Raw genomic sequence first — 22,321 nt, 5'->3', positions numbered from 1 at the left:
TTCCTACTGTGCGAGTTGGTTGCCTATGTCCTTTCCCCAAGACAACCGCCGGCTGACCGGTCGCCTGGTGGCCTTCGAGCTTATCGACCTGCTCAGCGACATGGCCCATCGCTACGGGGGAGACCTGATTTCGCTGCTGGTGTTCACCGGCGTCTGGACCGCCAACACCGCCCACCTGCGCACCACCACCGACCGCTACGCCGCCCTTCACGACATTCCGCCCGATAGCCAGAGGCGGCCGATCAGCGAGGCTGAATTGGCCGAGCGCCTTTGTCTGCCGCGACACATCCAGGATCCCTATGTGGCGGCTTTGATCGAAGTGGGCATGATCGAGCGTCGCGACATGGGCCTCGTCGTGCCCTCGGCGGTGTTCACGCGCGCCGAGATGCTGGCCGGGACCAACGACACCTACGGGCGCCTGATCGAGATTCTCGCCCGGCTCCGTCAGGCGGGCGTCTCCCTGGGGGAGTCCGAAACCTCCGGACGTTGACGTCGGGGTCATGCTTGCGCCCGCCCCCGGCGCTTGATTAGGTGCCGGCTCCATAAATGGGGAGGACGTCATGTCCGCAGCAGACGGCAACTGGAAGATCACCATCAATACGCCCATGGGCGCCCAGACGGTCGACGCCGTCATCACCACCAGCGGCGACACCTTCACCGGCACCACGTCCGGCCAGATGGGCACGCAGAGCGTCGAGGGTAAGGTCAATGGCGACACCCTGACCTGGTCGACCCAGATCACCCAGCCCATGCCCATGACCCTGGAGTTCGAAGCCAAGGTCGAAGGCGACGCCATGAACGGCAATGTGAAGCTCGGCGCCTTCGGCAGCGCGCCGATGACCGGCGTCCGCGCTTAAGAGTCCGACGGGACCGCGCCGATACGGCGCGGTCCCTTTTCTCACAATCCGATGGAGTCCCGCCCGCTGATCGGCGCGGGAGGTTTGTCCCGGACTGCGCGCGACGCTAGATAGGCGTCCCCAGATGTTCAGGTGACAATCCAACGTGCGACTTCCCCAGGCCCGCCTCGACCAGGTGCTCGACCGCTTCCACGAGATCGAAGCGCGGATGGGCGCGGCTAGCGACGGAGCCGAGATCGTCCGACTCTCGAAGGAGCACGCCGAGCTTCGCCCCGTGGCCGAGGCCGTGGAGACCCTGGTCAAGGCCCGGGCCGAGGCGCCGGAACTGGAGCAGATGGCCGCGGCCAGCGACCGGGAGATGGCCGGCCTCGCCCGCGAGGAACTGGCCGAACTCCAGGCCCGCCTGCCCGAACTTGAGCGTCAGGTCGCCCTGCTGCTGGCTCCCAAGGACAAGGATGAGAACGCCTCGGCCATCCTGGAGGTGCGGGCCGGCACCGGCGGCGACGAGGCCGCCCTGTTCGCCGGCGACCTTTTCCGCATGTACCAGCGCTACGCCCAGACCCAGGGCTGGCGGGTGGAGATCGACTCCGTCTCCGAGGGCGAGGTGGGCGGCTACAAGGAAATCATCGCCTCGATCACCGGCGACGGCGTGTTTGGCCGGCTGAAGTACGAGAGCGGCGTCCATCGGGTGCAGCGGGTCCCTGAGACCGAAGCCGGCGGACGCATCCACACCTCGGCCGCCACGGTCGCCGTCCTGCCGGAGGTCGAGGACGTAGAGATCGAGATCAACGACGCTGACCTGCGGATCGACACCTATCGCGCCTCAGGCTCCGGCGGCCAGCACGTGAACAAGACCGACTCGGCTGTGCGCATCACCCACCTGCCCACCGGCATCGTGGTGACCTCGTCGGAAAAATCCCAGCACCAGAACCGGGCCCGCGCCCTGAAGGTGCTGAAGGCCAGGCTCTATGACCAGCAGCGTGAGGCCCTGGACACCGCCCGGGCCGACGCCCGCAAGAGCCAGGTGGGCTCCGGCGACCGGTCCGAGCGCATCCGCACCTACAACTTCCCGCAGGGGCGGGTGACCGACCATCGGATCAACCTGACCCTCTACAACCTCGCCAAGGTGATCGAAGGGGAATCGCTGGATGACGTCATCGGCCCGCTGATCGCCGAGGACCAGGCCGCTCGCCTCTCGGCGCTCGAGGACGAGTTCGGCTGATCTAGCTTTCCGGCGTGTCAGGCCTGGCCCGGCGCAGACGAGCGGCAAGGCTGGCGCCACGGTTGCGCACCGCCCCCATGGCGTCGGCCAGGGTCGTGGTCAGGGCCAGACCCACCGTGTCGGCCATGGTCGCGCCCCGCTGGCCGAGCGGCAGTTCGGGGCCTGTGGTGGAGTCCAGGGCCGTCTGATGCTCGATCTCGGCGTTCAGCTCGGCGCCTAGCAGCACGACCATCACCGAAAACCAGATCCACATCATGAAGCCGATAATGGCCCCCAGGGAGCCGTAGGTGGCGTCGTACTTGGCGATGTTGTTGATATACCACGAAAAGCCCAGCGACCCGCCCATCCAGACCACTGAGGCGAAAACCCCGCCGGGCAGCACCCAGCGCCACCGCGCCCGCGAGCGGCAGGGGCCGTAGCGGTAGAGAACCGTGAACGCCAGCGCCCCGATGGCCAGTAGAATCACCCAGCGCAGCGGCCCCCAGAACACTTCAAGACTCCCCAGGCCCAGGAGCTTGAGCGCAATGGGCGCGGCCACCAGAAGGCCGGTGACCAGGATGAGGAAGGCCAGGGCGGCAAAGGTGGCCGCATAGGTGAGCGCCATCAGCTGGACGATGTTGCGCTTCTCGTCCTCGTCATAGGCGATGTTCACCCCCTCCACGAGGGCGCGCACGGCGTTGCTGGCGGTCCAGACCGACAGCAGGAGGCTGAAGGCGAAGGCGAGGCTGAGATTGGCCTTACGCTCCACCGCCAGGCGTTTCATCTGCTCGCCGATGATATCGACCACGTCCCCGGGAATGACCCGTGACATCTGGGCCAACTGATTCTGGACCTGGCCGATGTCGGCAAACAGCCCGTAAAGCGAGACAAAAACCGCAAGCGCAGGAACAATGGCCAGCAGAGTATAGAAGGTGACGCCGGCCGCCACCCGCGGTAGCTGGTCGCGACCGATCTCGGCGAGCGTGCGCCAGGCGACGTCCTTCCAGCCATGCGGCGGGATGTCCCGGGGATCGCCGGCCAGCCGACCCCGGCCAGGCTCCTCCGTCTCGATTTGCAGGGGATCGGCCGCATCGGAGCGGCTCATCCCCGGCGGAGGGACGATCAGCCGCCGCTTCCAGAAGGCGAGCGCCGCCAGCGCCACCCAGGGCGCTGCGACCAGGCCTTTGCGGGCCAGATCAGCGCCGATGCGGCGGCGGGTGGAGGTTGAGCGGGGCGCGGTCATGTCTACGTTCGATCAAACCCTTCGCAGGCCACCCCGTTCCCCTTGTGAGGCCGCCCGCCTTGCTGCAACAGAAAGCCCATGACCGGACAAGTGGCAGCCCTCTACAGGCATCCCGTCAAGGGCTTCACCCCCGAACGGCTGGAGAGGGTCCAGCTGAACGCGGCCGCGCCCTTCCCTTACGATCGCCTGTTCGCCGTGGAGAACGGCCCTTCGGGCTTCGATGCGCAGGCGCCCGTCTTCATTCCCAAGCAGAAGTTCGCGGTCCTGGCGGCGATCCCGGCCGTGGCCCGGGCGCGCACCCGCTATGACGAGGCGACCGGCGTGCTGCACGTCGAGGCCCCGGGCCAGCCCGACCTTGCCGCCCCGCTTGGCGACGCCGCCGGCCGTGAGGCCTTCGCCCAATGGTTGACGCGGCTCCTGGGGGACGAGGTCCGTGGGCCGCTGCAGGTGGTCGAGGCGCCGGGCCACAGGTTCATGGATCATCCTCGGGGTGACGTCTCGATCGTCAACCTGGCCAGCGTCCGCGACCTGGAACAGAAGCTCAGCCAAGAGATCGATCCCCTGCGCTTCCGCGCCAACATCTATGTGGACGGCTGGCCCGCCTGGGCCGAAAATGACTGGGCCGGACGGGAGCTGATGGTGGGCTGGGCCCAGGCCAAGGTGTTCAAGCCGATCGTCCGCTGCGCCGCCCCCGACGTCGACCCCCACACCGCCGAGCGCGACATGGAGATCACCAAGGCCTTGTACGATCATTTCGGCCATATGTTCTGTGGCGTCTATATCCACGTCACCCGCGAGGGCGAGGTCGCTCCCGGCGACGCCTGCAGCCAGCCCCAGACTGAGACGACGGCGGCTACGCCGCAGGCTGGCGCCCTGTGAGCCTGACCCTGGTGCAGGCCTGGGCCAAGGCCAAGGCGCAGCTCGAGGCCGTGGGCCTCTCAGGCCCCGTCATCGACGCCCGCCTGCTGGTGGAGGCCGCAGCCGACGCCACGCGGCTGGATATCGTCACCGATCCCTATCGGACCCTGACGGCTGAACAGGAAGCCACCCTGGAGGACTACCTCGCCCGCCGGGGACGGCGGGAACCGGTGAGCCACATCCTGGGCCGCAAGGGCTTTTGGAAGATCATGCTCCAGGTCACGCCGGACGTGCTGACCCCGCGGCCGGACACAGAATGCGTCGTCGACGCGGTGCTCAAGGCTGGAACCGAGGACGAGCGGGTCTCGATCCTCGACCTCGGCGTCGGCTCGGGCGCCATCCTGCTGGCCATCCTGGCCGAGCGCCCCAACGCCCGCGGTCTGGGCGTCGATGTATCGGAGGACGCCCTGGCGGTGGCGCGGGACAATGCGGCCCATCTGGGCCTGGCCGGTCGCTGCGCCCTGCTGCGGGGCGACTGGGCCGATGGCCTGTCGGACGCCAGCTTCGACATCGTCACCGCCAACCCGCCCTATATCGCCTCGGAGGTGATCGAGACGCTGGAGCCCGAGGTTAGGGTGCATGAGCCGCGCCTGGCCCTGGACGGCGGGCCGGACGGCCTGGACGCCTACCGTCGCCTGGCGCCGGAGATCCTGCGGGTCCTCAAGCCCGGCGGGCGCTTCGCCGTGGAGATCGGCTATGACCAGAAGGCCGCCGTCGAGGCGCTCTTCCGAGAGGCCGGCGCCCAGGGCGTCAGGACCAACCAGGACCTGGCCGGCCTGGACCGGGTGGTGCTCGGTGAAAAAAGAGCCTTGGAAAATCCGGCCTGAATCGCTACATCCCTAATTGTCTCCACCCAAATCGCCGGTGAAACAGGCTGGACCCGGAAATCGGGACAGCGGCCACTCCGGCAGGCGCCGCGTTGCAGACGGGCGCTCGCAGGTCGGGCGGATGACGGGGATTATTTACGTCTTCAACACGGAACATTGGGCGCTACGCCCACTCCCGAGATGAGGCTAACGCAGCCGCACGCCCTGAAGGGTACGCCCTGGGCGCGGCGCAAGACGGTTACCGCATATGAGAGATTTCAAGGGCATGAAGCGTCAGCGCGGACGCAATCGCGGAGGCGGCGGGAATAAACCCCAGCAGCACAACGCGAACCGCGCCTTCGATTCGAACGGCCCCGACGGCGTCAAGGTGCGGGGCAACGCCCAGCACGTTTTCGAAAAGTACCAGCAGCTCGCCCGCGACGCGACGTCGTCCAGCGACCGGGTTCTGGCGGAGAACTACCTCCAGCACGCCGAACACTATTTCCGCCTGCTGCGCGCCATGCAGCCCCAGCGCTCGCCTAGCGAGATCCTGGGCCGCGACCAGGTGAGCTCGGGCCTCGACATCGACTTCGAGGACGAGAGCGGCCAGCAACAGGTGTCCGACGCCCCCGAGGGCGACAACAACGAGTCTGACAACGACAGCGACCGCAACGGTCGCGATCGTGATCAGAACCGCGACCAGAGCCGCCGGGACGACAGCCGCCGCGATGACCGTTCGCGAGACGATCGTCCTCGGGATGACCGCGCCCGCGATGATCGTCCCAGGGATGATCGCCCCAGAGACGACCGAGCCAGGGACGACCGAGCCAGGGACGACCGCCCACGGGACGAGCAGCCGCGGGATGACCGGCCCCGTGACGAGAACCGTCCGCCCCGCCGCGAACGCTGGCGTGACCGCGATGAGAACCGCCGCGAGCGGACCGACCGCAGCGAGCGCCCCGAACGCGATCCGATGGCTGTGGTCGAGCCTCAGGCCTCACCCCTCGTGGCCGAGACGCCGGCCCCCGACGGCCCCATGCTGCGCGACGCCGAGGGCGGCGCCAGCGAAGCCCCGGCCTTCCTGCAGGCGCCTCGCAGCGCCGAACCCAAGGTCGAAGGCGAGGAGCCCGTCCGCAAGCCCCGTCGTCGCCGCGCCCCGCGCAGCTTCGAGGGTGGCGAAGGCGCGCCCCCGTCTAACGAGACCGAAGAAGCCTAGGCTCCCTAAGCATCAACGCGAACAACAAGACCCCCGGAAGCCTCGCTTCCGGGGGTCTTTCGTTGCGCCATGCCAGGCGGACTGGATCAGAAGGTGTAGCCCAGCCCCAGACGGAAGCTCCGGCCCGGCAGCGGCGCGAGGTCCTTCAGGAAGGAGGCGTGCTCGCGGGCCTCGGCGTCGTTCAGGTTGCGCCCCTCGACGAAGATCTTGAACCCGTCGGTGGGGCGGACCACCAGCGAGGCGTTGATCATCCGATAGCCGTCCGTGGGCAGTTCGCCCTCGGCGACCCGCTCCTGCTCGCCCACCTGGCGCAGCTCGAGCTTGCCGGTCCACCGGTCGGTCTCGAAGACGCCGCGGGCCGTGGCCGACCAGGGCGGGATACGGGCCGGCGCGCCCAGGTCGGTGTCGCCGCGCACATAGTCGGCCACGCCCTCCAGGGTGAAGCTGCGATCACCCGCCTCCCAGAGACGGTAGGAAACCTCGGCCTCCCCTCCCCAGAACTCGGCGTCGGTCTGCTGATAGGCGAAGATGGGAAGTTCGCTCTCGGCATCCTCCGCGCCGGTCGGGCGCAGATCGATGAAGCCCTCATAGCGCACCGCAAAGGCGTGCAGGTCGGCGTCCCAGGGGCCGCCGTCATAGTGCAGGGTGGCGTCGACCGCGTAGGACACCTCGGAGTCCAGGCCAGCGTCGCCGACCTCGAAGGCGCGGGTGGCGATGTGGGGGCCTGCGGCGAACAGCTCGGCCTCGGTGGGCGCGCGCCCGGCTCGCGACAGGCTGACGCCGGCGAACCAGCCTTCGGCCGGACGCACAAAGGCGCCGAGGCTGGCCGAGACATTGTCGAACTCGGCCTTGGCCGCGGCGGTCTCCAGGGCGCGGCGGTCGAAGCGCAGGCCGCCCTCAAGGCCCCACGAGTCCCGGTCCAGGCGCTGCAGGGTGAAGACACCGGCCTCGTTGATCTCGACGGCCGGCACATAGGCCTCTTCGCCCAGGGCGTCGAAATCCCGCGTCAGGGCCTGGACGCCCACCGCGCCCTGCCAGCCGTCGCGCTCGGCCTGGACCAGCTCCAGCCGGCCTTCCCAGCCTTCGGAGAGGAAGCGGGTGGCCGGGGCGCCGTCCTCGATCTCCACATGCTCATAGTCGGCATAGCCGCCGGAGAAGCGGACCTTCTCGAAGGGGCCAAGCGCCAGGTCGAGACCCCCGCGCAGGTCATAGCGGGTCTGCTTCAGGTCGATCCGCACGCCCTCTTCGGCGCCGGCTTCCTCGTCGTGATCCTCGTCCGCGTGATCCTCGTCGTGATCATGATCTTCGTCCTCGTGATCATGATCGTGTTCTTCGTCGGCATGCTCATGGGCATGGCCCGGCACGCCATATCGGGTGTCTGTCTGCTTGACCGCCACGCCGAGGAAGCCCCGGTCGCCCACATAGGAGACGCCGGCGCCATAGGAATCGAGGGTGACGGCGGTGTTCTCCACCACGCTGTCCTGCTTGCCGGGGAACTCTTCACCCTCGGCGGCCAGCTGGCGGCGGGACTCGGGCAGGGTCGGGACGTCATAGTCTTCGCTCTGGCGGCGCAGGGCGTCGAGGCTGAACACCCAGGGGCCGAGGCCGGCCTTGATCGCCCCCGAGGCCGTTTCGCCGCTGTCGACGCTGGAGAGCGCCCCCATGACCCGGCCCTCGATCCCCTCCACCGGGGTCTCGGCGATGCGGTCGTCGATCACATTGACCACCCCGCCGATGGCCGAACCGCCATAGGCCAGCGCGGCCGAGCCCCGCAGCACCTCGATCCGCTTGGCCTCCTGGGGATCGACCGCCACCTGGTGGTCCGGCGACAGGGCGCTGGCGTCGACCATGCCCACCCCGTTGGTCAGCACCAGGACCCGGGGCCCGGCCAGGCCGCGGATCACCGGGCGGCTGGCGCCCGGCCCAAAGAAGCTGGAGCGCACGCCGGGCAGGTTGCTGAGCACCTCGCCAAGACCGGCGGCCGGCGCGGTGTCGAGATCATCGCGGTCGAGCACATCGACACTGGTCGTGACCGAGTCGAGGGAGACCACATAGGGGGCCGCCGTGACCACGACCTCCGACACGCTGGTCGGTCGCCCCGCGGTCTGACCGAGGGCCGGGCCGGCCGCCGCCAGCAGGGCGGCGGAAGCGAGAAGGATGGATTTACGCATGTCGGCGCCCCGTTCTTGAAACCAAGCCGCAGCGTTATGAAATAACATAACGAGGCGTCAAGCCTGTTGCGCCGAAAAAGAGAGATGTTTAGCTGGTCTGCATGGGAGCCGAGTGTCATCACGCCGAAAGCGCGCAGCCGGGCCTCGAAGGCGCCGCCCTGGCGAGCGCCGTCGCCGCCGCCCAGGCGCAGTGTGAACGCACGCGAGAACGGCTGACCCCGCCGCGCCGCCGCGTCCTTGAGCTGCTTCTGGAGTCCGATGGGCCGATGAAGGCCTATGACCTGATCGCCGCCTATGGCGCGGACGGCGAGCCGGCCAAGCCGCCCACCGTCTATCGCGCCCTTGAGTTTCTCGAACGCCTCGGCTTCGCCCACCGTATCGAGAGCCTGAACGCCTATGTGCCCTGCCGCATGGAAGGCGCCGGCCACCGGGCGGCCTTCCTGATCTGCGAATGCTGCGGGGCGGCGCAAGAGTTCGAGCCCGACTTCTCGGCCCAGTTCGCCGCCGCCGAAACCGCCGGCTACGCTGTGCGCACGGTGACGCTCGAAGCCCGCGGCCTCTGCCCGGCGTGTAAGGTCGAAACCTCGGCCCAGGCCTAGTCGCGCCATCCTATCTGGCATGAAACCGTCAAGGCCCTAGACTGACGCCGCGACCGCCCCCTGGTCGCGCTCTGCTGTTTTCAGGCCCATGCTCCTCATCGCCATCGCCGCCGTCCTGCTCCTGCTGGTGCTCAACGGCCTCTTCGCCATGTCCGAACTGGCGGTCGTCTCAGCGCGCAAGGGCAAGCTGCAGGTTCGCGCCGATCGCGGCGACAAGGGCGCGGCCGCCGCCCTGCGCCTGGCCGAACAGCCGACCCGGTTCCTGTCGTCGGTGCAGGTGGGCATCACCCTGATCGGCATTCTGGCCGGGGCCTTTGGCCAGGCCACCATCGCCGGCGAGCTGGACCTGCTGCTGGAGGGGGCCGGGCCCCTGGCGCCCTATTCCGAAGCCATTTCCACCGGCGTGGTCGTCGTCTGCCTGACATATCTGTCGCTGATCGTCGGCGAGCTGGTGCCCAAGCGTCTGGCGCTGATCTTTCCCGAGGCCATGGCCGCCATGGCCGCCCGCCCCCTCACCTGGCTGGCCCTGGCCATGGGCCCGTTCATCACCCTGCTGACCGCGTCCACCGCCGGCGTCCTGCGCCTGATGGGCGTGCGCGACGCCCACGGCTCGCCGATGAGCCAGGAGGATGTGGAGATGGCCCTGGCCGAAGGCGCCCGGGCGGGCCTGATCGAACCGACCGAGCAACAGATCATGACCGAGGTCATGCGTCTGGGCGATCGTCCCGTGCGGGTGGCCATGACGCCCCGGCGGGACGTCTACTGGATCTCGCTGTCCGACACGCGCGACAAGATCCGCGAGGAGATTCGCAGCTGCCCCTATTCCCGCATCGTGGTCAGCCGCGGCCATGACGTCGATGATCCCTTGGGCGTGCTGCACAAGAAGGACGTGGCCGACCTTTTGATGGATGAGGCGGCCTTCGACCTCAAGCCCCTGGTTCACACCCCGCTGTTCATCCCCGACACCACCTCGATCCTGCGCGCCCTGGAGCACTTCAAGAAGACCACCACCCACATGGCCTTCGTGGTCGACGAGTTCGGCAATCTGGAAGGGGTGGTCACCCCCATCGACCTTCTGGAGATGATCGCCGGGGACTTCCCCGAAGCGCACGACGGGACGCCTGACCCGCTGATCGTCCGCCGCGCCGACGGCTCATTCCTGGTGGATGGCCGGGCCGACCTGATGGACCTGGGCGACCGGCTGGGGGAGACCTTCGAGGAGAATGAGGGCTTCCACACCGCCGCGGGCCTGGTGCTCCACCGTATGGGCCGCATTCCCCGGGAGGGCGACACCGCCACCATCCGTCGCTACCAGGTCGAGGTGGTGGATATGGACGAGCGCCGGATCGACAAGCTGCTCTTCACCCGGCTGGAGCCCGATGCTGAAGATCACTGACGCCGTCGCCATCGAGGACGACGAGTTCACCGAGCGGATGGTCAAGGCCAGCGGACCCGGGGGACAGCACGTCAACAAGACGTCCAACGCCGTGGAGCTGCGGTTTGACGTGGGCAGGTCCAGTCTGGCCGACGACGTCAAGGCCAGGCTGAGGCGGCTGTCTGGCAGCCGCCTGTCGAATGACGATGTGCTGATCCTGTTTTCCCAAGGCTCGCGGTCCCTGGAGATGAACCGGCAGGAGGCCCGCGAGCGGCTGGCCGAGCTGATCCGTCAGGCGCTGCATCGCCCCAAGCCGCGGCGGCCGACCAAACCCACCAAGGCGTCCAAGCTGCGCCGGCTGGACAGCAAGACCCGCCGCAGCGGTCTGAAATCCATGCGGGGAAGGCCTGGCAAGGACGATTGAGCGCCGGCCACAGGGTCGCTCAGTCCATCGCGCCCACATAGGGCAGGCCGCGGAGCTGGCCGGCCGCATCCATGCCATAGCCCACCAGGAAGCGCGGCGGGGCGGTCCAGGCGACGAAGTCGGGCTCGATGGCGCGGGGCGTCGGCCAGGGCTTGGTGGCGAAGACGCAGGTCAGCACCTCGGAGGCGCCGGAGTCGCGCACCAGGCGGGCGGCCTCGCTCAGCGACAGGCCGGTGTCGATCACATCGTCGACGATCAGGGCGCGGCGGCCCTCCAGGGGGCGTTGCAGGTCGGCGCGCACCTCGCAACGGCCCAGGCTGGCGCGGGCGTCGCCATAGGAGGCCAGCCACAGGGCGTCGAAGCGCACATTTCGCCCAGCCCGCGCCAGAGCCCGGGTCAGGTCGGCGCAGAACCACAGGCCGCCGGTGAGCAGGCAGATGACCACCGTGTCGTCGTCGATCCGCGGGGCGATCTCGCCGGCCAGGGCCTCGACCCGGCGGGCCACCTCGGCCTCGTCCAGCAGGACCTCGGGCGAGCGTTCAGTGGCCATGGGCCTCGGCCTCGGGATCGTCGGCTGGCAGCGGCTTGGCGTCCAGAACCTCGCGCGCCTCAATGTCCGGGGCGGCGGCCTCGGCTGCGCCGCGCAGGTCGAGGGCTTCGGGCTCGGCGGGCGGCTCGGCCGCAGCGCGCAATTCGGCGAAGCTGACCTCCAGGTCGGCGGCCGTGCCCGGCGGGTCGATGATGGCGATGGCGAAGTGGCGGGTTTCGCCCGGCGGAATGTTCGGGTCCGCCGCCCGGGCGACCTTGGTCGCCACGGCTGCGCCGGACTTGTCCAGCAGGCGGATCTGCAGCGGCGGGGCGGTGATGGTGCGGTCTTCGATATTGCGGATCATGCCCGACACCGAGAGTGCGGCATGGCCATCGTGCAGGGCCGGCTCGAACTCCACCCCCTCGATGGCCAGGCCGACGCTGTTGACCGGCAGGCCGACGCTGGCGAAGGCGCCCGCCGCGCTGGGCCACAGGCGGACCACGTCCACCCGGAAGACCACGGCCACGGCGATCATCAGGGCCAGGGCGGCCGACATGCCGGCCCAGACCACACCGGTGGCCGCAGCCTCGCGCAGCCGGCGATTGTCATGCGCCTTGGCGCGGAAGGCCTTGGGCAGGGCCACGCCGCCCTCGGCCGCCGTCGCTGTCTTTTCGGGGTCGGCTTGATCGGTAGAGGTTGTGGGGGTATCGGCGGGGGCGGGCTCAATCTGGGCGGCCGGAGGGGCCGTATCCAGTTCGATCTCGCGGCGCGCCGTCCACCGATGGCCGCAGCTCGCGCACTTCACGACGCGCCCATCCTCGGGAATCTTCGCGTCGTCCACGAAATAGCTGGTGGAGCAGTCTGGACAGGTCAGTATCATGGCCGCCGTATCGGACCCTCCAGCCCACCGTATCGAGGTCGCCGATTCCGGTCTCCATGTCCAGAAACCCGTATGCCGCAGACGTGACCGACGCCGACGACGCCGTCGTTCGCTTCGACGACGTCTCCATGCGGTACGGACGCGCGCCCGAAACGCTGCGGGACCTCACCTTCTCCTTGCCGCAAGGGTCTTTCCATTTCGTCACCGGCCCGTCGGGAGCGGGCAAGACCTCTCTGCTCAAGCTGATCTATCTGGCGGCGCAGCCGTCCAAGGGACTCTTGCACCTGTTCGGCCAGAACGTCGCCCAGGCGCCGGCCGATATCCGGCCTTTTCTGCGCCGTCGGATCGGCGTGGTCTTCCAGGAATTCCGCCTGCTCGATCATATGAGCGCCTTCGACAACGCCGCCATCCCCCTGCGGATCGCCGGCGCCAAGCCCGACTCCTACCGCCAGGACGTGGCCGAGCTGCTGAGCTGGGTCGGCCTCAAGGACCGGATGCACGCCCTGCCGCCGACGCTGGCCGGCGGCGAGAAGCAGCGTCTGGCCATCGCCCGGGCCGTGGTTGGCCGTCCCGACATTCTGCTGGCCGACGAGCCGACGGGCAATGTGGACCACGCCATGGGCCTGAGAATCCTGCGCCTGTTTCTCGAGCTTAATCGCCTGGGCACCACGGTGCTGATCGCCACCCACGACCAGGACCTCGTGGCCCGGTCGGGCAAGCCCATCCTGCATCTGGAAGACGGCCGCCTGGTCCATATGGGGCCCGTGCCCCAGGGATTTGACGGATGAGCGTCATCTTCGATCCCGCCCGCTGGCGCCCGGCGGCCTTCCTGCCTGAGCGGGACACCCGCGACAGCGCCCTGGTCTTTGTGGTGGCGGTGCTGTGCTTCATGGCCTGTCTGACCGCCCTGGGCGTCCTCGCCGCCGACCGGGCCGCCCGGGGCTGGTCGGACCAGCTGAACGGCGAGATGACGGTGATCGTCCGCCCCAAGGCCAACGAGACTCCCGACTCCGCCGCCGCCCGTGCGGCCGAGACCCTGGCCGGCGTGCCCGGCGTGGCCGAGGCGCGGGCCCTGGAGCGGGAAAAGGCCGAGGCCCTGATCGCCCCCTGGCTTGGGGATGTGGCCGATCTCGCCGACCTGCCCGTGCCACGTCTGGTGGCCGTGACCCTGAGCCGCGAGGCCCCGGCCACGGGCGAGGCCCTGGAGCGCGCCTTGCGCACCCGCGGCCTGGACGCCGTGGTGGACGACCACACCACCTGGCTCGCCGACATCCAGCGCGGCGCGGCGATCGCGCGCTGGCTGGGGATCGGCGTCTTCCTGCTGATCTCGGCCGCCGCAGCCGCTGTAGTGGCCTTCGCCACCCGGGCAGGCCTGGCCGCCCGGCGCGAAGTGGTGGAGCTTTTGCACCTGACCGGGGCCGAAGACGCCTTCATCGCCCGCCTGTTCCAGGCCCGCTTCGCCCGCATGGCCGCCGGCGCCGGCCTGATCGGCGCCGTAGCGGCCGCAGCCCTGGGCGCCGGCCTGCGGCTGGCCGGCGGAGGACAGGGCCTGACGCCGGTGCTTCCGGTGGCTTGGAGCGATCTGCTGGCCGTTCTACCCTGTCCCATCGCCGCCGCCCTCGTCGCGGCGGTGGCCGCGCGGCTGACAGCCGCCAACCTCATTCGCGAGCTTTCCTAGCCACCGATGAAAACGCTCGCCCTCCTCTTTGTCGCCGCCCTGATCTGGGGCGCCGGGCTCCTGGCCTTCGCGGCCCGCGTGGAGAATTCCACACCCGCGCCCGAACCGCAGGCCGCCGACGGCATCGTCGCCCTCACCGGCGCCGGCTCCAACGAACGGATCGCGGCGGGCATGCGCCTGCTGGAGGCCGGCAAGGGCGACCGGATGCTGGTGTCCGGGGTCAACCGCGAGGCCAGCCGCGAGGACATCCGTAGTGTCAGCCGGGCGGTCCAGTTGCTCTATGACTGCTGCGTGGACCTGGGCTTCGAGGCCGCCGACACCTTCGGCAACGCCCAGGAAACCGCCGGCTGGGTGACGGCTCGGCGGTTCGACAGCCTGATCGTGGTGACCGCCGACTATCACATGCCCCGCGCCATGCTGGAGCTGGGCTCGGCCCTGCCCGACACCACCCTGCAGGCCTATCCGGTGGAGACGCCCGGCTTCGACGCCCGCGGCTGGTGGCGCACCTCTGGCGGCGCCCGGCTGATGGTCACCGAATATATGAAGTACCTGGCCATCCTGGGTCGCGAGACGATCCTTGGCCTGGGGCCGAAGGACGAGCCGGAGACGGCGACGGCGGCGAACAGCGGTTGATCTTTCGGCCGCGGCGCCCGAACCAGGGACCCGCAAGTCCTGACGCCCGAAAACATTGAGGCCAGAAAACATTGAGGAAAGGCCCGCCGTGACGGTTCTGCGCTCGCTGCTCTTCGTGTCGCTCTTCTATCTCTGGTCGGCTTTGGTGGCGATCAGCATCACGCCGCTGTTGCTGGCGCCGCGGGCCTGGACCCTGCGGGCGCTGGACTTCTGGAGCCGCGGCGTCATCGCCCTGCTGGGGATCTGCGATATCAAGGTGGAGTTGCGGGGCCTGGAGCACATGCCTGTGGGCGCGGCCCTGGTAGCGCCCAAGCACCAGTGCATGTTCGATGTCTTCGCCCAGTTCGCCTGGCTGCCCGACATCTGCTTCGTCCTGAAGAAGGAGCTGATGTGGATTCCCTTCTTCGGCTGGTTCGCCCAGAAGGCCGACATGATCGTGGTCGATCGTGAGGCCCATTCGGCGGCCCTGAAGAAGATGGTCCGCGACGCCAAGGCCCGCCTGGCCGAACCCCGGCAGCTGGTCATCTTTCCCGAAGGCACCCGGGGACCGCCCGGGGTGAAGGGCGACTACAAGCCGGGAATCGCCGCCCTCTATCGTGAGCTGAACCTGCCGGTGCACCCGGTGGCGACCAATTCCGGCGCGCACTGGCCCAAGCACGGCTTCATGCGCAAGCCCGGCGTCATCGTCTTCGAATATCTGGAGCCCATCCCGCCGGGCCTGAAGCGCGCCGAGTTCATGCGTCTGCTGGAAGAGCGGATCGAAACCGCCTCGATGAAGCTGCTGGACCTGTAGGGTTCAGCCGACGACCTTGGCCAACAGGCTCTCCATGGCCTGGTCCCTGACGCCCGCCTCGCGGAGGTGGGCGACGAGATCGCGGAGATAATCCTCGTTCGGACCGGACAGGCCCACGGCGCCGGCGATCAGCTGCGCCTGCCGCTCCAGGGACAGGGCGCCGGCCCACTGGGGATGGCCGGTGTCGGAGAGGAAGACGAGGCTCTCGACCCGCCGCCCATCGGCCAGGCGCACGCGCCGCCTGGCCTCCACATAGGTTTCGGTGGGTTGCTCGCGCTCCAGGAGATAGGCGTAGACCTCGGGCCAGGCCTGCGGCGCAATGCGATAGGCCGCCCCGCGCACCGCGCCCCCAGGGGCCAGCCCAAGCACCAGGCCCGGCCGTTCATAGGTGCCGCGATGATGGACCGAATAGATGCAGAAGGCCCGGCGGCGGCCGTGTAGGGTGGCGCTGGAACGCTCGACAAAGTCGAAGCCCGGCCGCCACATCAGCGATCCGTAGCCAAACACCCAGTAGTCTTCGTCGTCCGCCATTCCCGATCCGCTAGCAGAAGCCCCGCAAAACCGTTCATGTCTGTGCCCGATACCAAGCCCGCCCGCAAACCCCGCCGTCTTGGCCTCGTCCTGCCCTTCGCCCTGCTGATCCTGGCGGTCGTGGTCTGGAGCGGCTTCTGGTTCTGGACCCGCATCCAGACCGGCGACCGGATGGACCAGGCGGCCGAGGCCCTGCGCAGCGCCGGTTATGAGGTGAGCTGGGAGGCGCGAAGCATCGGGGGCTATCCCTTCCGGCTGAACGTCACCCTGACCGAGGCGCAGATCCGCGAACCGTCGGGATGGGCCATCGCCACGCCGCGGCTGGAGTCCGAGGCCTTCATGCACGCCCTGGATCACTGGGTGTTCGCCGCCCCGGACGGCCTGACCTTCACCCGACCGCAGTCGGGTTCGGTGCAGGTGAACGGCCGGGTCCTGCGCGCCAGCCTCGGCGACACCGACCGCAAGCCGCCGAGTTTCGACTTCCAGGGGCTGGACGTGATCTTCGCGCCGGGTCCCGGCGCCCAGCCCTTCGCCCTGTCGTCGGCCGAGGAGGTCGCCTTCCACCTTCGCCCGGGGCCTGAGGACCAGGGGGCCATGTTCCTGGGGGTCACCAAGGGCCAGGCGCAGTTCTCCGGCATGTTCGCCCGCATCGCCCAGGACGGCGACGTCGACCTGAAGTGGGACGCGGTGCTGAGCAAGATGAGCGCCTTTGACGGGACCGACTGGCCCTCAGCCGTGCGCAACTGGGCCCTGGCTGGCGGCATGGCGCAGATCCAGGAGGCGGGCCTTACCGCGGGCGAGGCCATGATCGGGGTCAATCGCGGCCAGCTGTTCGTCGGCCCGGACGGCCGCCTGCGCGGAACCCTGGACGTCACCCTGCGCGAGGCGCCGGAGGCCCTGGAGGCCCTGGGCGCGGGCGGCGTGCTGCCCCCGGAAACCGCCGACACCGCCGCAGCCGTGGCCTCGGCCCGCCAGGGCGCGGACAATGTGGCCCAGGCGGCTATCACCTTCCAGGCCGGCCAGACCACCCTTGGCCCCGTCGCCATCGGGCCAGCGCCGCGGGTCTACTGAGGCTGATGGTTTCGGCTGCAACTTTATTGCGCGGGGGCCGGCTATTGCGCCCCTGGGCGCAATGACCTAGGTCGCGGCTTTCGTTTCGGGAAAAGAAATGGCCGACGCCCCGCCTCCTGCGCCTTCGCCTGTCGCCCTGGACGACGTCCGGGCGCGTATCGACGAGATCGACGCCGGCCTGCTGGCGCTGCTGGATGAGCGCACGGCGCTCGGCAAGCAGGTGGCCGCCGCCAAGGCCGCCGCCGGCCAGGCCGACCGCTTCGGCCTGCGCCCCGGCCGCGAGACCGAGATCCTGCGCCGGCTGCTGGCCATGCCCCGGCAGGGGGCAAGCGACGCCCTGGTCATCCGCGTCTGGCGCGAGCTGATGGGCCAGAGCCTGGCCCTGCAGGGGCCTTTCAATCTGACCGTCTGGGGCGGCCCGACGCCGGCCCGCGCCGTGGAGCTGGCCCGCCTGCGCTTTGGCGCCGCCCCTTCCCTGCGCATGGCCCAGAAGCCTGAGGACGCCATCGCCGCCGCCAGGCTCAAGGGCGGCGTCGGCGTCGCCATGCTGAGCGGCGACAGCGCCTGGTGGGGCCGCCTGCTGGCGGAGCCCAAACTCAAGGTGTTCGCCGTCCTGCCCTGCCTCAACGCCTGGGGGCCGCCCTCGGCGCTGGCCTTCGCCGAGGTCGAGGTGGAGCCCACCGGCGCTGACATCACCCTGTGGGTCACCGATGCGCCCGGCCCCGCCGCCCGCACCGCCGAGGCGCTGAGCCGCGACGGGGTGGCCGCCGAACTGCTCAGCGAGGCCGGCGGCCTCAAGCTCTTCACCCTGGCCGGCTATTACCAAGCCGATGACGAGCGCCTGGCCCGGGCGCCGGGTCGGCTGAGCGGCGTCATCGGGGCTGCGCCGGAACCGTTCGACGTGTAAGAGCCAGGGCCTGACACGACGAACCCCAGGCCTTCCCATGTCCCAGTCCCCCGATCGCGCCGCCGCCGACCGCCCGGTTCCCAAGCCGGGCATCCTCGACATCGCCGCCTACGTCCCCGGCAAGGCCAAGGTCGACGGGATCGAGCATCCGCTGAAGCTGTCGGCCAATGAGAACGTCCTGGGCTGCAGCCCCAAGGCCAAGGCGGCCTTCGCCGCGGCCATCGACCAACTGCACGTCTATCCCGACAGCCGCGCCACGCCCCTGCGCGAAGCCATCGCCAGCACCTTCCGGCTGGAGCCGGAACGGCTGATCTTCGGCTGCGGCTCGGACGAGATCTTCCACATGCTCTGCCAGGCCTATCTGGAGCCCGGCGACAACATCGTTCAGGGCGAATTCGCCTTCGGCGCCTATGCCATCGGGGCCCGGGCCTGCCAGGCCCAGGTGCTCAATGCGCCGGAGCCGGACTATCGCGTCGATGTGGACGAGCTTCTGAAGCTGGTGAACGAGCGCACCCGCCTGGTCTTCATCGCCAATCCCGGCAATCCCACCGGCACCTATGTGGGGGGCGAGGAGATCCGTCGCCTGCATGCGGCCCTGCCGCCCAGCGTGGTCCTGGTGCTGGACGGCGCCTATGCCGAGTTCGTCGACGACCCGGCCTTCGAGGACGGGACCGATCTGGCGCGGACCAGCGACAATGTCATCGTCACCCGCACCTTCTCCAAGCTGCACGGCCTGGCGACGCTGCGGGTCGGCTGGGCCTACGCGCCGTCGGAGATAATCGACGCCCTGGACCGCATCCGCCAGCCGTTCAACACCTCCATCCCCGGCCAGCTGGCCGCCGTGGAAGCCCTGGCCGACACCGACTTCCAGAAGCAGTCCCTGGACCTGCTGGCCCAGTGGCGGCCCTGGCTCGTCCAGCAGTTCGGCGGCATGGGCCTGTCGCCGGTGCCCAGCGCCACCAACTTCGTGCTGATCGGCTTTCCCACCACCGGCCCCAAGAGCGCCAAGGCGGCCGAGGCCTATCTGGCCAGCCGCGGCCTGATCCTACGCGGCGTTGGCGGCTATGGCCTGCCCGACCACCTGCGCATGACCATCGGCCTGGAGGCGCACAACCGCGCCGTGGTCGAGGCGCTCGCCGACTTCATGCAGGCGCCCTGATGGCCGAGCCTGTCTTCGCCCGCCTGGCCATCATCGGCTGTGGTTTGATCGGCTCGTCCCTGGCCCGCGGCGCGCGCGCGTCCGGCGCCGCCGGCCAGATCGTCATCCATGACGCCAGCGCGTTCGCCCGCGCCCGCATCGCCGAGCTGGGCCTCGCTGACGAGGTGGCGCTGAGCGCCGAGGAGGCCGTAGCAGGCGCCGACCTGGTGATCTTCGCCACGCCGGTGCGCGCCATCGGCGAGGCCGCAGCCGCTTGCGCCCACGCCATCGCGCCGGGAACCATCGTCAGCGATGTGGGCTCGGTGAAGGCCGCGGTCAGCGAGGCGCTCTCCGCCGCCCTGCCCGACACCGTCCACATCGTGCCCGGCCACCCCATCGCCGGCACCGAGCAGTCCGGCCCCGACGCCGGCTTCGCCGAGCTGTTTCATCAGCGCTGGGTGATCCTGACGCCGCAGCCTCGGGAGGACGACGCCTATCTGGACGCCGTCCAGCGGCTGGCCGACTTCTGGACCGCGCTGGGCGCCCAGGTCGAGCGGATGGACGACAAGCACCACGACCTGGTCCTGGCCGTCACCAGCCACCTGCCCCACCTGATCGCCTACAATATCGTCGGCACCGCCGCCGACATGGAGGAGGTCACCCGGGCCGAGGTGATGAAATACTCCGCCGGCGGTTTTCGCGACTTCACCCGCATCGCCGCCTCCGACCCCACCATGTGGCGCGACATCTTCCTGACCAACAAGGACGCGGTGCTGGAGGTCCTGGGCCGCTTCACCGAGGACCTGCAGGCCTTGTCGCGGGCCATCCGCTGGGGTGAGGGCGACAAGCTCTATGACCTCTTCAGCCGCACCCGCGAAATCCGCCGCGGGGTGATCGAGGCCGGCCAGGAAAGCGCCGAGCCCGACTTCGGCCGAAAGCGGGGCGTCTGATGCCCGGCATGGCCTGGCTCGCCATCGCCATCGTCGCCGAGGTGATCGCCACCACGGCGCTGAAGGCGTCCGATGGCTTCCGCCACACCACGCCCTCGGTGATCACCGCAGCGGGCTATTCCATCGCCTTCTGGTGCATGTCCCAGGCCATGCGGACCGTGCCCGTAGGCATCGTCTACGCCCTGTGGTCGGGGATCGGCATCGTGCTGATCACCGCCATCGCCTGGGTCCTCTACCGCCAGGTGCTCGACACGCCGGGCCTCATCGGCATCGGTCTGATCCTGGCCGGCGTGATCGTGATCCAGGTGTTTTCGAAGACGACGGCTTAGGACGGCTTCGCCACTTGCCCGCCCCCCCGCGCGTCATGCTCGGCCCTGTGCCGAGCTCCCTCGTCGGGACTAAGCGCAAGCGTCGCGAGGGATCCTGGGCACAAGGCCCAGGATGACGGTTGGGGTCGAAACAGGGCGGCGTCGACCTGGTCCTGGCTGGCGCTATCCTGATCCAGGTGAACTCGATCGCGACCTAGGCAGGGGACAGCCAGATGCAGACCTTTCAAGAGATGGACGCCCGCGCCTGGGCGATCCGCCAGCGCTATGCCGCTCTGGAGGCCGCTCGATATGGCCGGCCCTGGACCGCCGAGGAGGTGGCGCTGGGCTTCGTAGGCGATGTGGGCGACCTGATGAAACTCGTCCAGGCTGCGGAAGGCGTTCGCGCCATCCCCGACGCCAAGGCCAAGCTCGAACATGAGCTGGCCGACTGCCTCTGGAGCGTCATGGTCCTCGCCCGCCTCTACGATGTGGATCTCGCCGCCGCGTTCGCCGGCACGATGGACGAGCTGGAACAGCGTCTCGCGGGTCAGCAAGCCAAGCGCCAAGGCGGCCTCGGCGGACCAGTGATCAGGGCCAGCGACTCGAGCGCTGAGCTTCCTTAAGGCCCAACCGCTTGACTTCCTTTCATGCGTAAGAAATAACTGACGCATGAAATACGGATACGCGCTTTGACTCCGGGAGACGAACTGGCGCGTACCCTGGCGGCCTTGAGCAACCCTCATCGCCTGCGAGTGCTGGCGGCCCTGAGTGTCGGCGGGCGGAACTATGTGAGCCGGCTGGCCCGGGAGATCGGGATCAGCCGTCCCCTGCTCCATCTGCACCTCAGCAAGCTTGAGGAGGCGGGCCTGGTGGCCAGTCAGCTTGAGCTGTCGTCCGACGGCAAGGCGCTGAAATACTTCGAAGTTCGTCCGTTCCACCTGGAGCTGACGCCGGAGATCGTCGCCGCCCTGGCGCCGACCCTGTCTGAAAAACCCGAGACATAGAGACCGATATGCAAGCGAACATCTTCCTCCTGGCCCTCGCCATGCCGATGGCCACCATCCTGCTCGTTTTCGGGATGCGATACGGCGCGTCCGTGCTGCAGGCGCGCGCCCAGCAGAGGACCGGCGCCTCTCAGCAGGACCTGCTCAATGGCCTCGCCGAGATCAAGGCGCGGCTGGCGGCCATCGAGACGGTGTTGAAGGATGTGAGCTGAACAAGGTGGGACCAGGGGCGAGGACCAAGCCAAGCCAGCCTTGACGCTACGGCACACATTGGCTTGGCGGCCGAAAGCTGACAGGTCTTCGCCCAAACCATCGCCAAGGTCTCCAGGGGTTCTTCATGCAGTTTGACGACGTCGTTCTCGGTCGCCGCAGCATCCGCGGCTACAAGCCCGATCCGGTGCCTCGGGAGTTGATCAACGAGGTTCTGCGCCTGGCCATGAGGGCGCCGTCGTCGATGAACACCCAGCCCTGGAATTTCTACGTCATCACCGGCGAGCCGCTGGACAGAATCCGGGCCGGCAATACCGAGCGGATGGTGGCCGGCGTGCCCCAATCGCGGGAGTTTCGCACCGGCCAGGCCTTCGCCGGTCCTCATCGCGACCGCCAGGTGGGCGTGGCCAAGCAGCTGTTCGCCGCCATGGGGATCGCCCGCGAGGACAAGGAGATGCGCCAGGACTGGGTGCTGCGCGGCTTCCACCAGTTCGACGCCCCGGTCTGCATCATCGTCACCTATGACCGCGTGCTGGACGGCAGCGACGACACCCCGTTCGACTGCGGCGCGGTGACCACCGCCCTGGTCAACGCCGCCTGGTCCCGCGGCCTGGGCGCGGTGATCAACAGCCAGGGCATCATGCAGTCGCCGGTGGTCCGCGAACACGCCGGCATCGCTGATGATCAGATCATCATGAAGAGCATCGCGCTCGGCTGGCCCGACGAGACCTTCCCGGCCAACGCCGTCGTCTCCGAGCGCAAGTCGGTGGAAGAGGCCACCACCTTCGTGGGCTTCGACGATTAGGTCAGCCGCATCCCCTGTCGCCAATGACCTGGCAGGTCGTTGCGGGCGGGCGCCGGGGAGCCGAGCCTGGGGTC

At 69.0% G+C, this 22,321-nt stretch carries 27 protein-coding genes; 22 read left to right on the top strand and 5 right to left on the bottom strand.

Annotated elements, in window-relative coordinates:
- Positions 1-25 precede the first annotated feature (25 nt).
- From V7702_RS00695 to prfA, 3 genes are all read left to right on the top strand, one after another.
- On the top strand, positions 26-490 hold the full coding sequence (locus V7702_RS00695; protein ID WP_335648219.1) for a hypothetical protein: 465 nt from the start codon (positions 26-28) through the stop codon (positions 488-490).
- A 70-nt stretch (positions 491-560) separates the two neighbouring features.
- On the top strand, positions 561-857 hold the full coding sequence (locus V7702_RS00690; RefSeq protein ID WP_304711673.1) for a hypothetical protein: 297 nt from the start codon (positions 561-563) through the stop codon (positions 855-857).
- A gap of 145 nt (positions 858-1,002) precedes the next feature.
- Entirely contained in the window at positions 1,003-2,079 is a 1,077-nt protein-coding gene (gene prfA, locus V7702_RS00685) for a peptide chain release factor 1 (RefSeq protein WP_335648218.1), read from the top strand.
- A gap of 1 nt (position 2,080) precedes the next feature.
- Here prfA and V7702_RS00680 read toward each other — a convergent pair whose 3' ends face one another.
- Complete coding sequence (locus V7702_RS00680; protein ID WP_335648217.1) at positions 2,081-3,301, bottom strand: YihY/virulence factor BrkB family protein; 1,221 nt, start codon at positions 3,299-3,301, stop codon at positions 2,081-2,083.
- 78 nt (positions 3,302-3,379) lie between these two features.
- On the opposite strand from V7702_RS00680, the gene V7702_RS00675 reads away from it, so the two are divergent.
- The 3 genes from V7702_RS00675 (at position 3,380) to V7702_RS00665 (ending at position 6,241) form a co-directional block, all read left to right on the top strand.
- Positions 3,380-4,180 carry an MOSC domain-containing protein gene (locus V7702_RS00675; protein ID WP_335648216.1) on the top strand — a complete coding sequence of 267 codons (801 nt, stop codon included), beginning with the start codon at positions 3,380-3,382 and terminating at the stop codon, positions 4,178-4,180.
- On the top strand, positions 4,177-5,046 hold the full coding sequence (prmC, locus tag V7702_RS00670; protein WP_335648215.1) for a peptide chain release factor N(5)-glutamine methyltransferase: 870 nt from the start codon (positions 4,177-4,179) through the stop codon (positions 5,044-5,046). Before V7702_RS00675 ends, prmC begins: the two co-directional genes overlap by 4 nt.
- A gap of 247 nt (positions 5,047-5,293) precedes the next feature.
- Complete coding sequence (locus V7702_RS00665) at positions 5,294-6,241, top strand: DUF4167 domain-containing protein (protein ID WP_335648214.1); 948 nt, start codon at positions 5,294-5,296, stop codon at positions 6,239-6,241.
- An 86-nt stretch (positions 6,242-6,327) separates the two neighbouring features.
- On the opposite strand, the gene V7702_RS00660 is transcribed toward V7702_RS00665, so the two are convergent.
- On the bottom strand, positions 6,328-8,412 hold the full coding sequence (locus tag V7702_RS00660) for a TonB-dependent receptor (RefSeq protein WP_335648213.1): 2,085 nt from the start codon (positions 8,410-8,412) through the stop codon (positions 6,328-6,330).
- A 101-nt stretch (positions 8,413-8,513) separates the two neighbouring features.
- On the opposite strand from V7702_RS00660, the gene V7702_RS00655 reads away from it, so the two are divergent.
- From V7702_RS00655 to arfB, 3 genes are all read left to right on the top strand, one after another.
- A complete protein-coding gene (locus V7702_RS00655) occupies positions 8,514-9,011 on the top strand; it encodes a Fur family transcriptional regulator (protein ID WP_335648212.1) in 498 nt (165 codons plus the stop codon).
- 88 nt (positions 9,012-9,099) lie between these two features.
- Complete coding sequence (locus tag V7702_RS00650) at positions 9,100-10,407, top strand: hemolysin family protein (protein ID WP_335648211.1); 1,308 nt, start codon at positions 9,100-9,102, stop codon at positions 10,405-10,407.
- Positions 10,391-10,810, top strand: a complete 420-nt coding sequence (gene arfB / locus V7702_RS00645; RefSeq protein WP_335648210.1) for an alternative ribosome rescue aminoacyl-tRNA hydrolase ArfB — start codon at positions 10,391-10,393, stop codon at positions 10,808-10,810. Before V7702_RS00650 ends, arfB begins: the two co-directional genes overlap by 17 nt.
- A 19-nt stretch (positions 10,811-10,829) precedes the next feature.
- Here the strand turns inward: arfB and V7702_RS00640 are convergent, their stop codons facing one another.
- A complete protein-coding gene (locus V7702_RS00640) occupies positions 10,830-11,360 on the bottom strand; it encodes a phosphoribosyltransferase (protein ID WP_335648209.1) in 531 nt (176 codons plus the stop codon).
- On the bottom strand, positions 11,350-12,219 hold the full coding sequence (locus V7702_RS00635) for a DUF3426 domain-containing protein (protein ID WP_335648208.1): 870 nt from the start codon (positions 12,217-12,219) through the stop codon (positions 11,350-11,352). The genes V7702_RS00640 and V7702_RS00635 overlap by 11 nt, the downstream gene beginning before the upstream one ends.
- A gap of 56 nt (positions 12,220-12,275) precedes the next feature.
- Between V7702_RS00635 and ftsE the strand changes: the two genes are divergently transcribed.
- The 4 genes from ftsE to V7702_RS00615 all read left to right on the top strand — a co-directional run bounded on the left by ftsE (position 12,276) and on the right by V7702_RS00615 (position 15,323).
- Positions 12,276-13,007 carry a cell division ATP-binding protein FtsE gene (gene ftsE, locus V7702_RS00630; protein WP_300578905.1) on the top strand — a complete coding sequence of 244 codons (732 nt, stop codon included), beginning with the start codon at positions 12,276-12,278 and terminating at the stop codon, positions 13,005-13,007.
- Positions 13,004-13,897 (top strand): cell division protein FtsX, encoded by an 894-nt coding sequence (locus tag V7702_RS00625; protein ID WP_335648207.1) that lies wholly within the window; start codon positions 13,004-13,006, stop codon positions 13,895-13,897. Before ftsE ends, V7702_RS00625 begins: the two co-directional genes overlap by 4 nt.
- Positions 13,898-13,903: 6 nt before the next feature.
- A complete protein-coding gene (locus V7702_RS00620; RefSeq protein ID WP_335648206.1) occupies positions 13,904-14,530 on the top strand; it encodes a YdcF family protein in 627 nt (208 codons plus the stop codon).
- An 88-nt stretch (positions 14,531-14,618) separates the two neighbouring features.
- The gene (locus V7702_RS00615; protein ID WP_335648205.1) at positions 14,619-15,323 is read left to right on the top strand and encodes a lysophospholipid acyltransferase family protein; all 705 of its coding nucleotides are present in this window, start codon (positions 14,619-14,621) and stop codon (positions 15,321-15,323) included.
- 3 nt (positions 15,324-15,326) lie between these two features.
- Here V7702_RS00615 and V7702_RS00610 read toward each other — a convergent pair whose 3' ends face one another.
- Positions 15,327-15,854 (bottom strand): gamma-glutamylcyclotransferase, encoded by a 528-nt coding sequence (locus V7702_RS00610; RefSeq protein WP_335648204.1) that lies wholly within the window; start codon positions 15,852-15,854, stop codon positions 15,327-15,329.
- Positions 15,855-15,890: 36 nt separating this feature from the next.
- Between V7702_RS00610 and V7702_RS00605 the strand changes: the two genes are divergently transcribed.
- The 9 genes from V7702_RS00605 to V7702_RS00565 all read left to right on the top strand — a co-directional run bounded on the left by V7702_RS00605 (position 15,891) and on the right by V7702_RS00565 (position 22,247).
- Positions 15,891-16,925 (top strand): DUF2125 domain-containing protein, encoded by a 1,035-nt coding sequence (locus tag V7702_RS00605; protein ID WP_335648203.1) that lies wholly within the window; start codon positions 15,891-15,893, stop codon positions 16,923-16,925.
- Between the two features lie 97 nt (positions 16,926-17,022).
- Positions 17,023-17,832 carry a chorismate mutase gene (locus V7702_RS00600; RefSeq protein WP_335648202.1) on the top strand — a complete coding sequence of 270 codons (810 nt, stop codon included), beginning with the start codon at positions 17,023-17,025 and terminating at the stop codon, positions 17,830-17,832.
- A gap of 37 nt (positions 17,833-17,869) precedes the next feature.
- The gene (gene hisC / locus V7702_RS00595) at positions 17,870-18,991 is read left to right on the top strand and encodes a histidinol-phosphate transaminase (RefSeq protein ID WP_335648201.1); all 1,122 of its coding nucleotides are present in this window, start codon (positions 17,870-17,872) and stop codon (positions 18,989-18,991) included.
- Positions 18,991-19,920: a prephenate/arogenate dehydrogenase family protein gene (locus V7702_RS00590; protein ID WP_335648200.1), complete on the top strand. Its 930-nt coding sequence runs from the start codon at positions 18,991-18,993 to the stop codon at positions 19,918-19,920. The genes hisC and V7702_RS00590 overlap by 1 nt, the downstream gene beginning before the upstream one ends.
- Positions 19,920-20,249, top strand: a complete 330-nt coding sequence (locus tag V7702_RS00585) for a DMT family transporter (protein WP_335648199.1) — start codon at positions 19,920-19,922, stop codon at positions 20,247-20,249. Before V7702_RS00590 ends, V7702_RS00585 begins: the two co-directional genes overlap by 1 nt.
- A 212-nt stretch (positions 20,250-20,461) precedes the next feature.
- A complete protein-coding gene (locus V7702_RS00580; protein WP_335648198.1) occupies positions 20,462-20,851 on the top strand; it encodes a MazG nucleotide pyrophosphohydrolase domain-containing protein in 390 nt (129 codons plus the stop codon).
- Between the two features lie 105 nt (positions 20,852-20,956).
- Complete coding sequence (locus V7702_RS00575; protein ID WP_335648197.1) at positions 20,957-21,232, top strand: ArsR/SmtB family transcription factor; 276 nt, start codon at positions 20,957-20,959, stop codon at positions 21,230-21,232.
- A gap of 8 nt (positions 21,233-21,240) precedes the next feature.
- On the top strand, positions 21,241-21,444 hold the full coding sequence (locus V7702_RS00570; protein WP_335648196.1) for a hypothetical protein: 204 nt from the start codon (positions 21,241-21,243) through the stop codon (positions 21,442-21,444).
- A gap of 125 nt (positions 21,445-21,569) precedes the next feature.
- Entirely contained in the window at positions 21,570-22,247 is a 678-nt protein-coding gene (locus V7702_RS00565; RefSeq protein WP_335648195.1) for a nitroreductase, read from the top strand.
- The last annotated feature ends 74 nt before the right edge of the window (positions 22,248-22,321 follow it).

This window comes from Phenylobacterium sp. (assembly GCF_036963605.1).
Taxonomy (GTDB): Bacteria; Pseudomonadota; Alphaproteobacteria; order Caulobacterales; family Caulobacteraceae; genus Phenylobacterium.
Note: the sequence above shows the minus strand (reverse complement) of the source record. Positions and strands in the feature narration are given on the sequence as shown.

Coding starts and splice junctions, on each gene's coding strand:
- V7702_RS00695 (WP_335648219.1), top strand. CDS start 26: ATGTCCTTTCCCCAAGACAACCGCCGGCTGACCGGTCGCCTGGTGGCC.
- V7702_RS00690 (WP_304711673.1), top strand. CDS start 561: ATGTCCGCAGCAGACGGCAACTGGAAGATCACCATCAATACGCCCATG.
- V7702_RS00680 (WP_335648217.1), bottom strand. CDS start 3,301: ATGACCGCGCCCCGCTCAACCTCCACCCGCCGCCGCATCGGCGCTGAT.
- V7702_RS00675 (WP_335648216.1), top strand. CDS start 3,380: ATGACCGGACAAGTGGCAGCCCTCTACAGGCATCCCGTCAAGGGCTTC.
- V7702_RS00665 (WP_335648214.1), top strand. CDS start 5,294: ATGAGAGATTTCAAGGGCATGAAGCGTCAGCGCGGACGCAATCGCGGA.
- V7702_RS00660 (WP_335648213.1), bottom strand. CDS start 8,412: ATGCGTAAATCCATCCTTCTCGCTTCCGCCGCCCTGCTGGCGGCGGCC.
- V7702_RS00655 (WP_335648212.1), top strand. CDS start 8,514: ATGGGAGCCGAGTGTCATCACGCCGAAAGCGCGCAGCCGGGCCTCGAA.
- V7702_RS00650 (WP_335648211.1), top strand. CDS start 9,100: ATGCTCCTCATCGCCATCGCCGCCGTCCTGCTCCTGCTGGTGCTCAAC.
- arfB (WP_335648210.1), top strand. CDS start 10,391: ATGCTGAAGATCACTGACGCCGTCGCCATCGAGGACGACGAGTTCACC.
- V7702_RS00640 (WP_335648209.1), bottom strand. CDS start 11,360: ATGGCCACTGAACGCTCGCCCGAGGTCCTGCTGGACGAGGCCGAGGTG.
- V7702_RS00635 (WP_335648208.1), bottom strand. CDS start 12,219: ATGATACTGACCTGTCCAGACTGCTCCACCAGCTATTTCGTGGACGAC.
- ftsE (WP_300578905.1), top strand. CDS start 12,276: ATGTCCAGAAACCCGTATGCCGCAGACGTGACCGACGCCGACGACGCC.
- V7702_RS00625 (WP_335648207.1), top strand. CDS start 13,004: ATGAGCGTCATCTTCGATCCCGCCCGCTGGCGCCCGGCGGCCTTCCTG.
- V7702_RS00620 (WP_335648206.1), top strand. CDS start 13,904: ATGAAAACGCTCGCCCTCCTCTTTGTCGCCGCCCTGATCTGGGGCGCC.
- V7702_RS00610 (WP_335648204.1), bottom strand. CDS start 15,854: ATGGCGGACGACGAAGACTACTGGGTGTTTGGCTACGGATCGCTGATG.
- V7702_RS00605 (WP_335648203.1), top strand. CDS start 15,891: ATGTCTGTGCCCGATACCAAGCCCGCCCGCAAACCCCGCCGTCTTGGC.
- V7702_RS00600 (WP_335648202.1), top strand. CDS start 17,023: ATGGCCGACGCCCCGCCTCCTGCGCCTTCGCCTGTCGCCCTGGACGAC.
- hisC (WP_335648201.1), top strand. CDS start 17,870: ATGTCCCAGTCCCCCGATCGCGCCGCCGCCGACCGCCCGGTTCCCAAG.
- V7702_RS00590 (WP_335648200.1), top strand. CDS start 18,991: ATGGCCGAGCCTGTCTTCGCCCGCCTGGCCATCATCGGCTGTGGTTTG.
- V7702_RS00585 (WP_335648199.1), top strand. CDS start 19,920: ATGCCCGGCATGGCCTGGCTCGCCATCGCCATCGTCGCCGAGGTGATC.
- V7702_RS00580 (WP_335648198.1), top strand. CDS start 20,462: ATGCAGACCTTTCAAGAGATGGACGCCCGCGCCTGGGCGATCCGCCAG.
- V7702_RS00570 (WP_335648196.1), top strand. CDS start 21,241: ATGCAAGCGAACATCTTCCTCCTGGCCCTCGCCATGCCGATGGCCACC.
- V7702_RS00565 (WP_335648195.1), top strand. CDS start 21,570: ATGCAGTTTGACGACGTCGTTCTCGGTCGCCGCAGCATCCGCGGCTAC.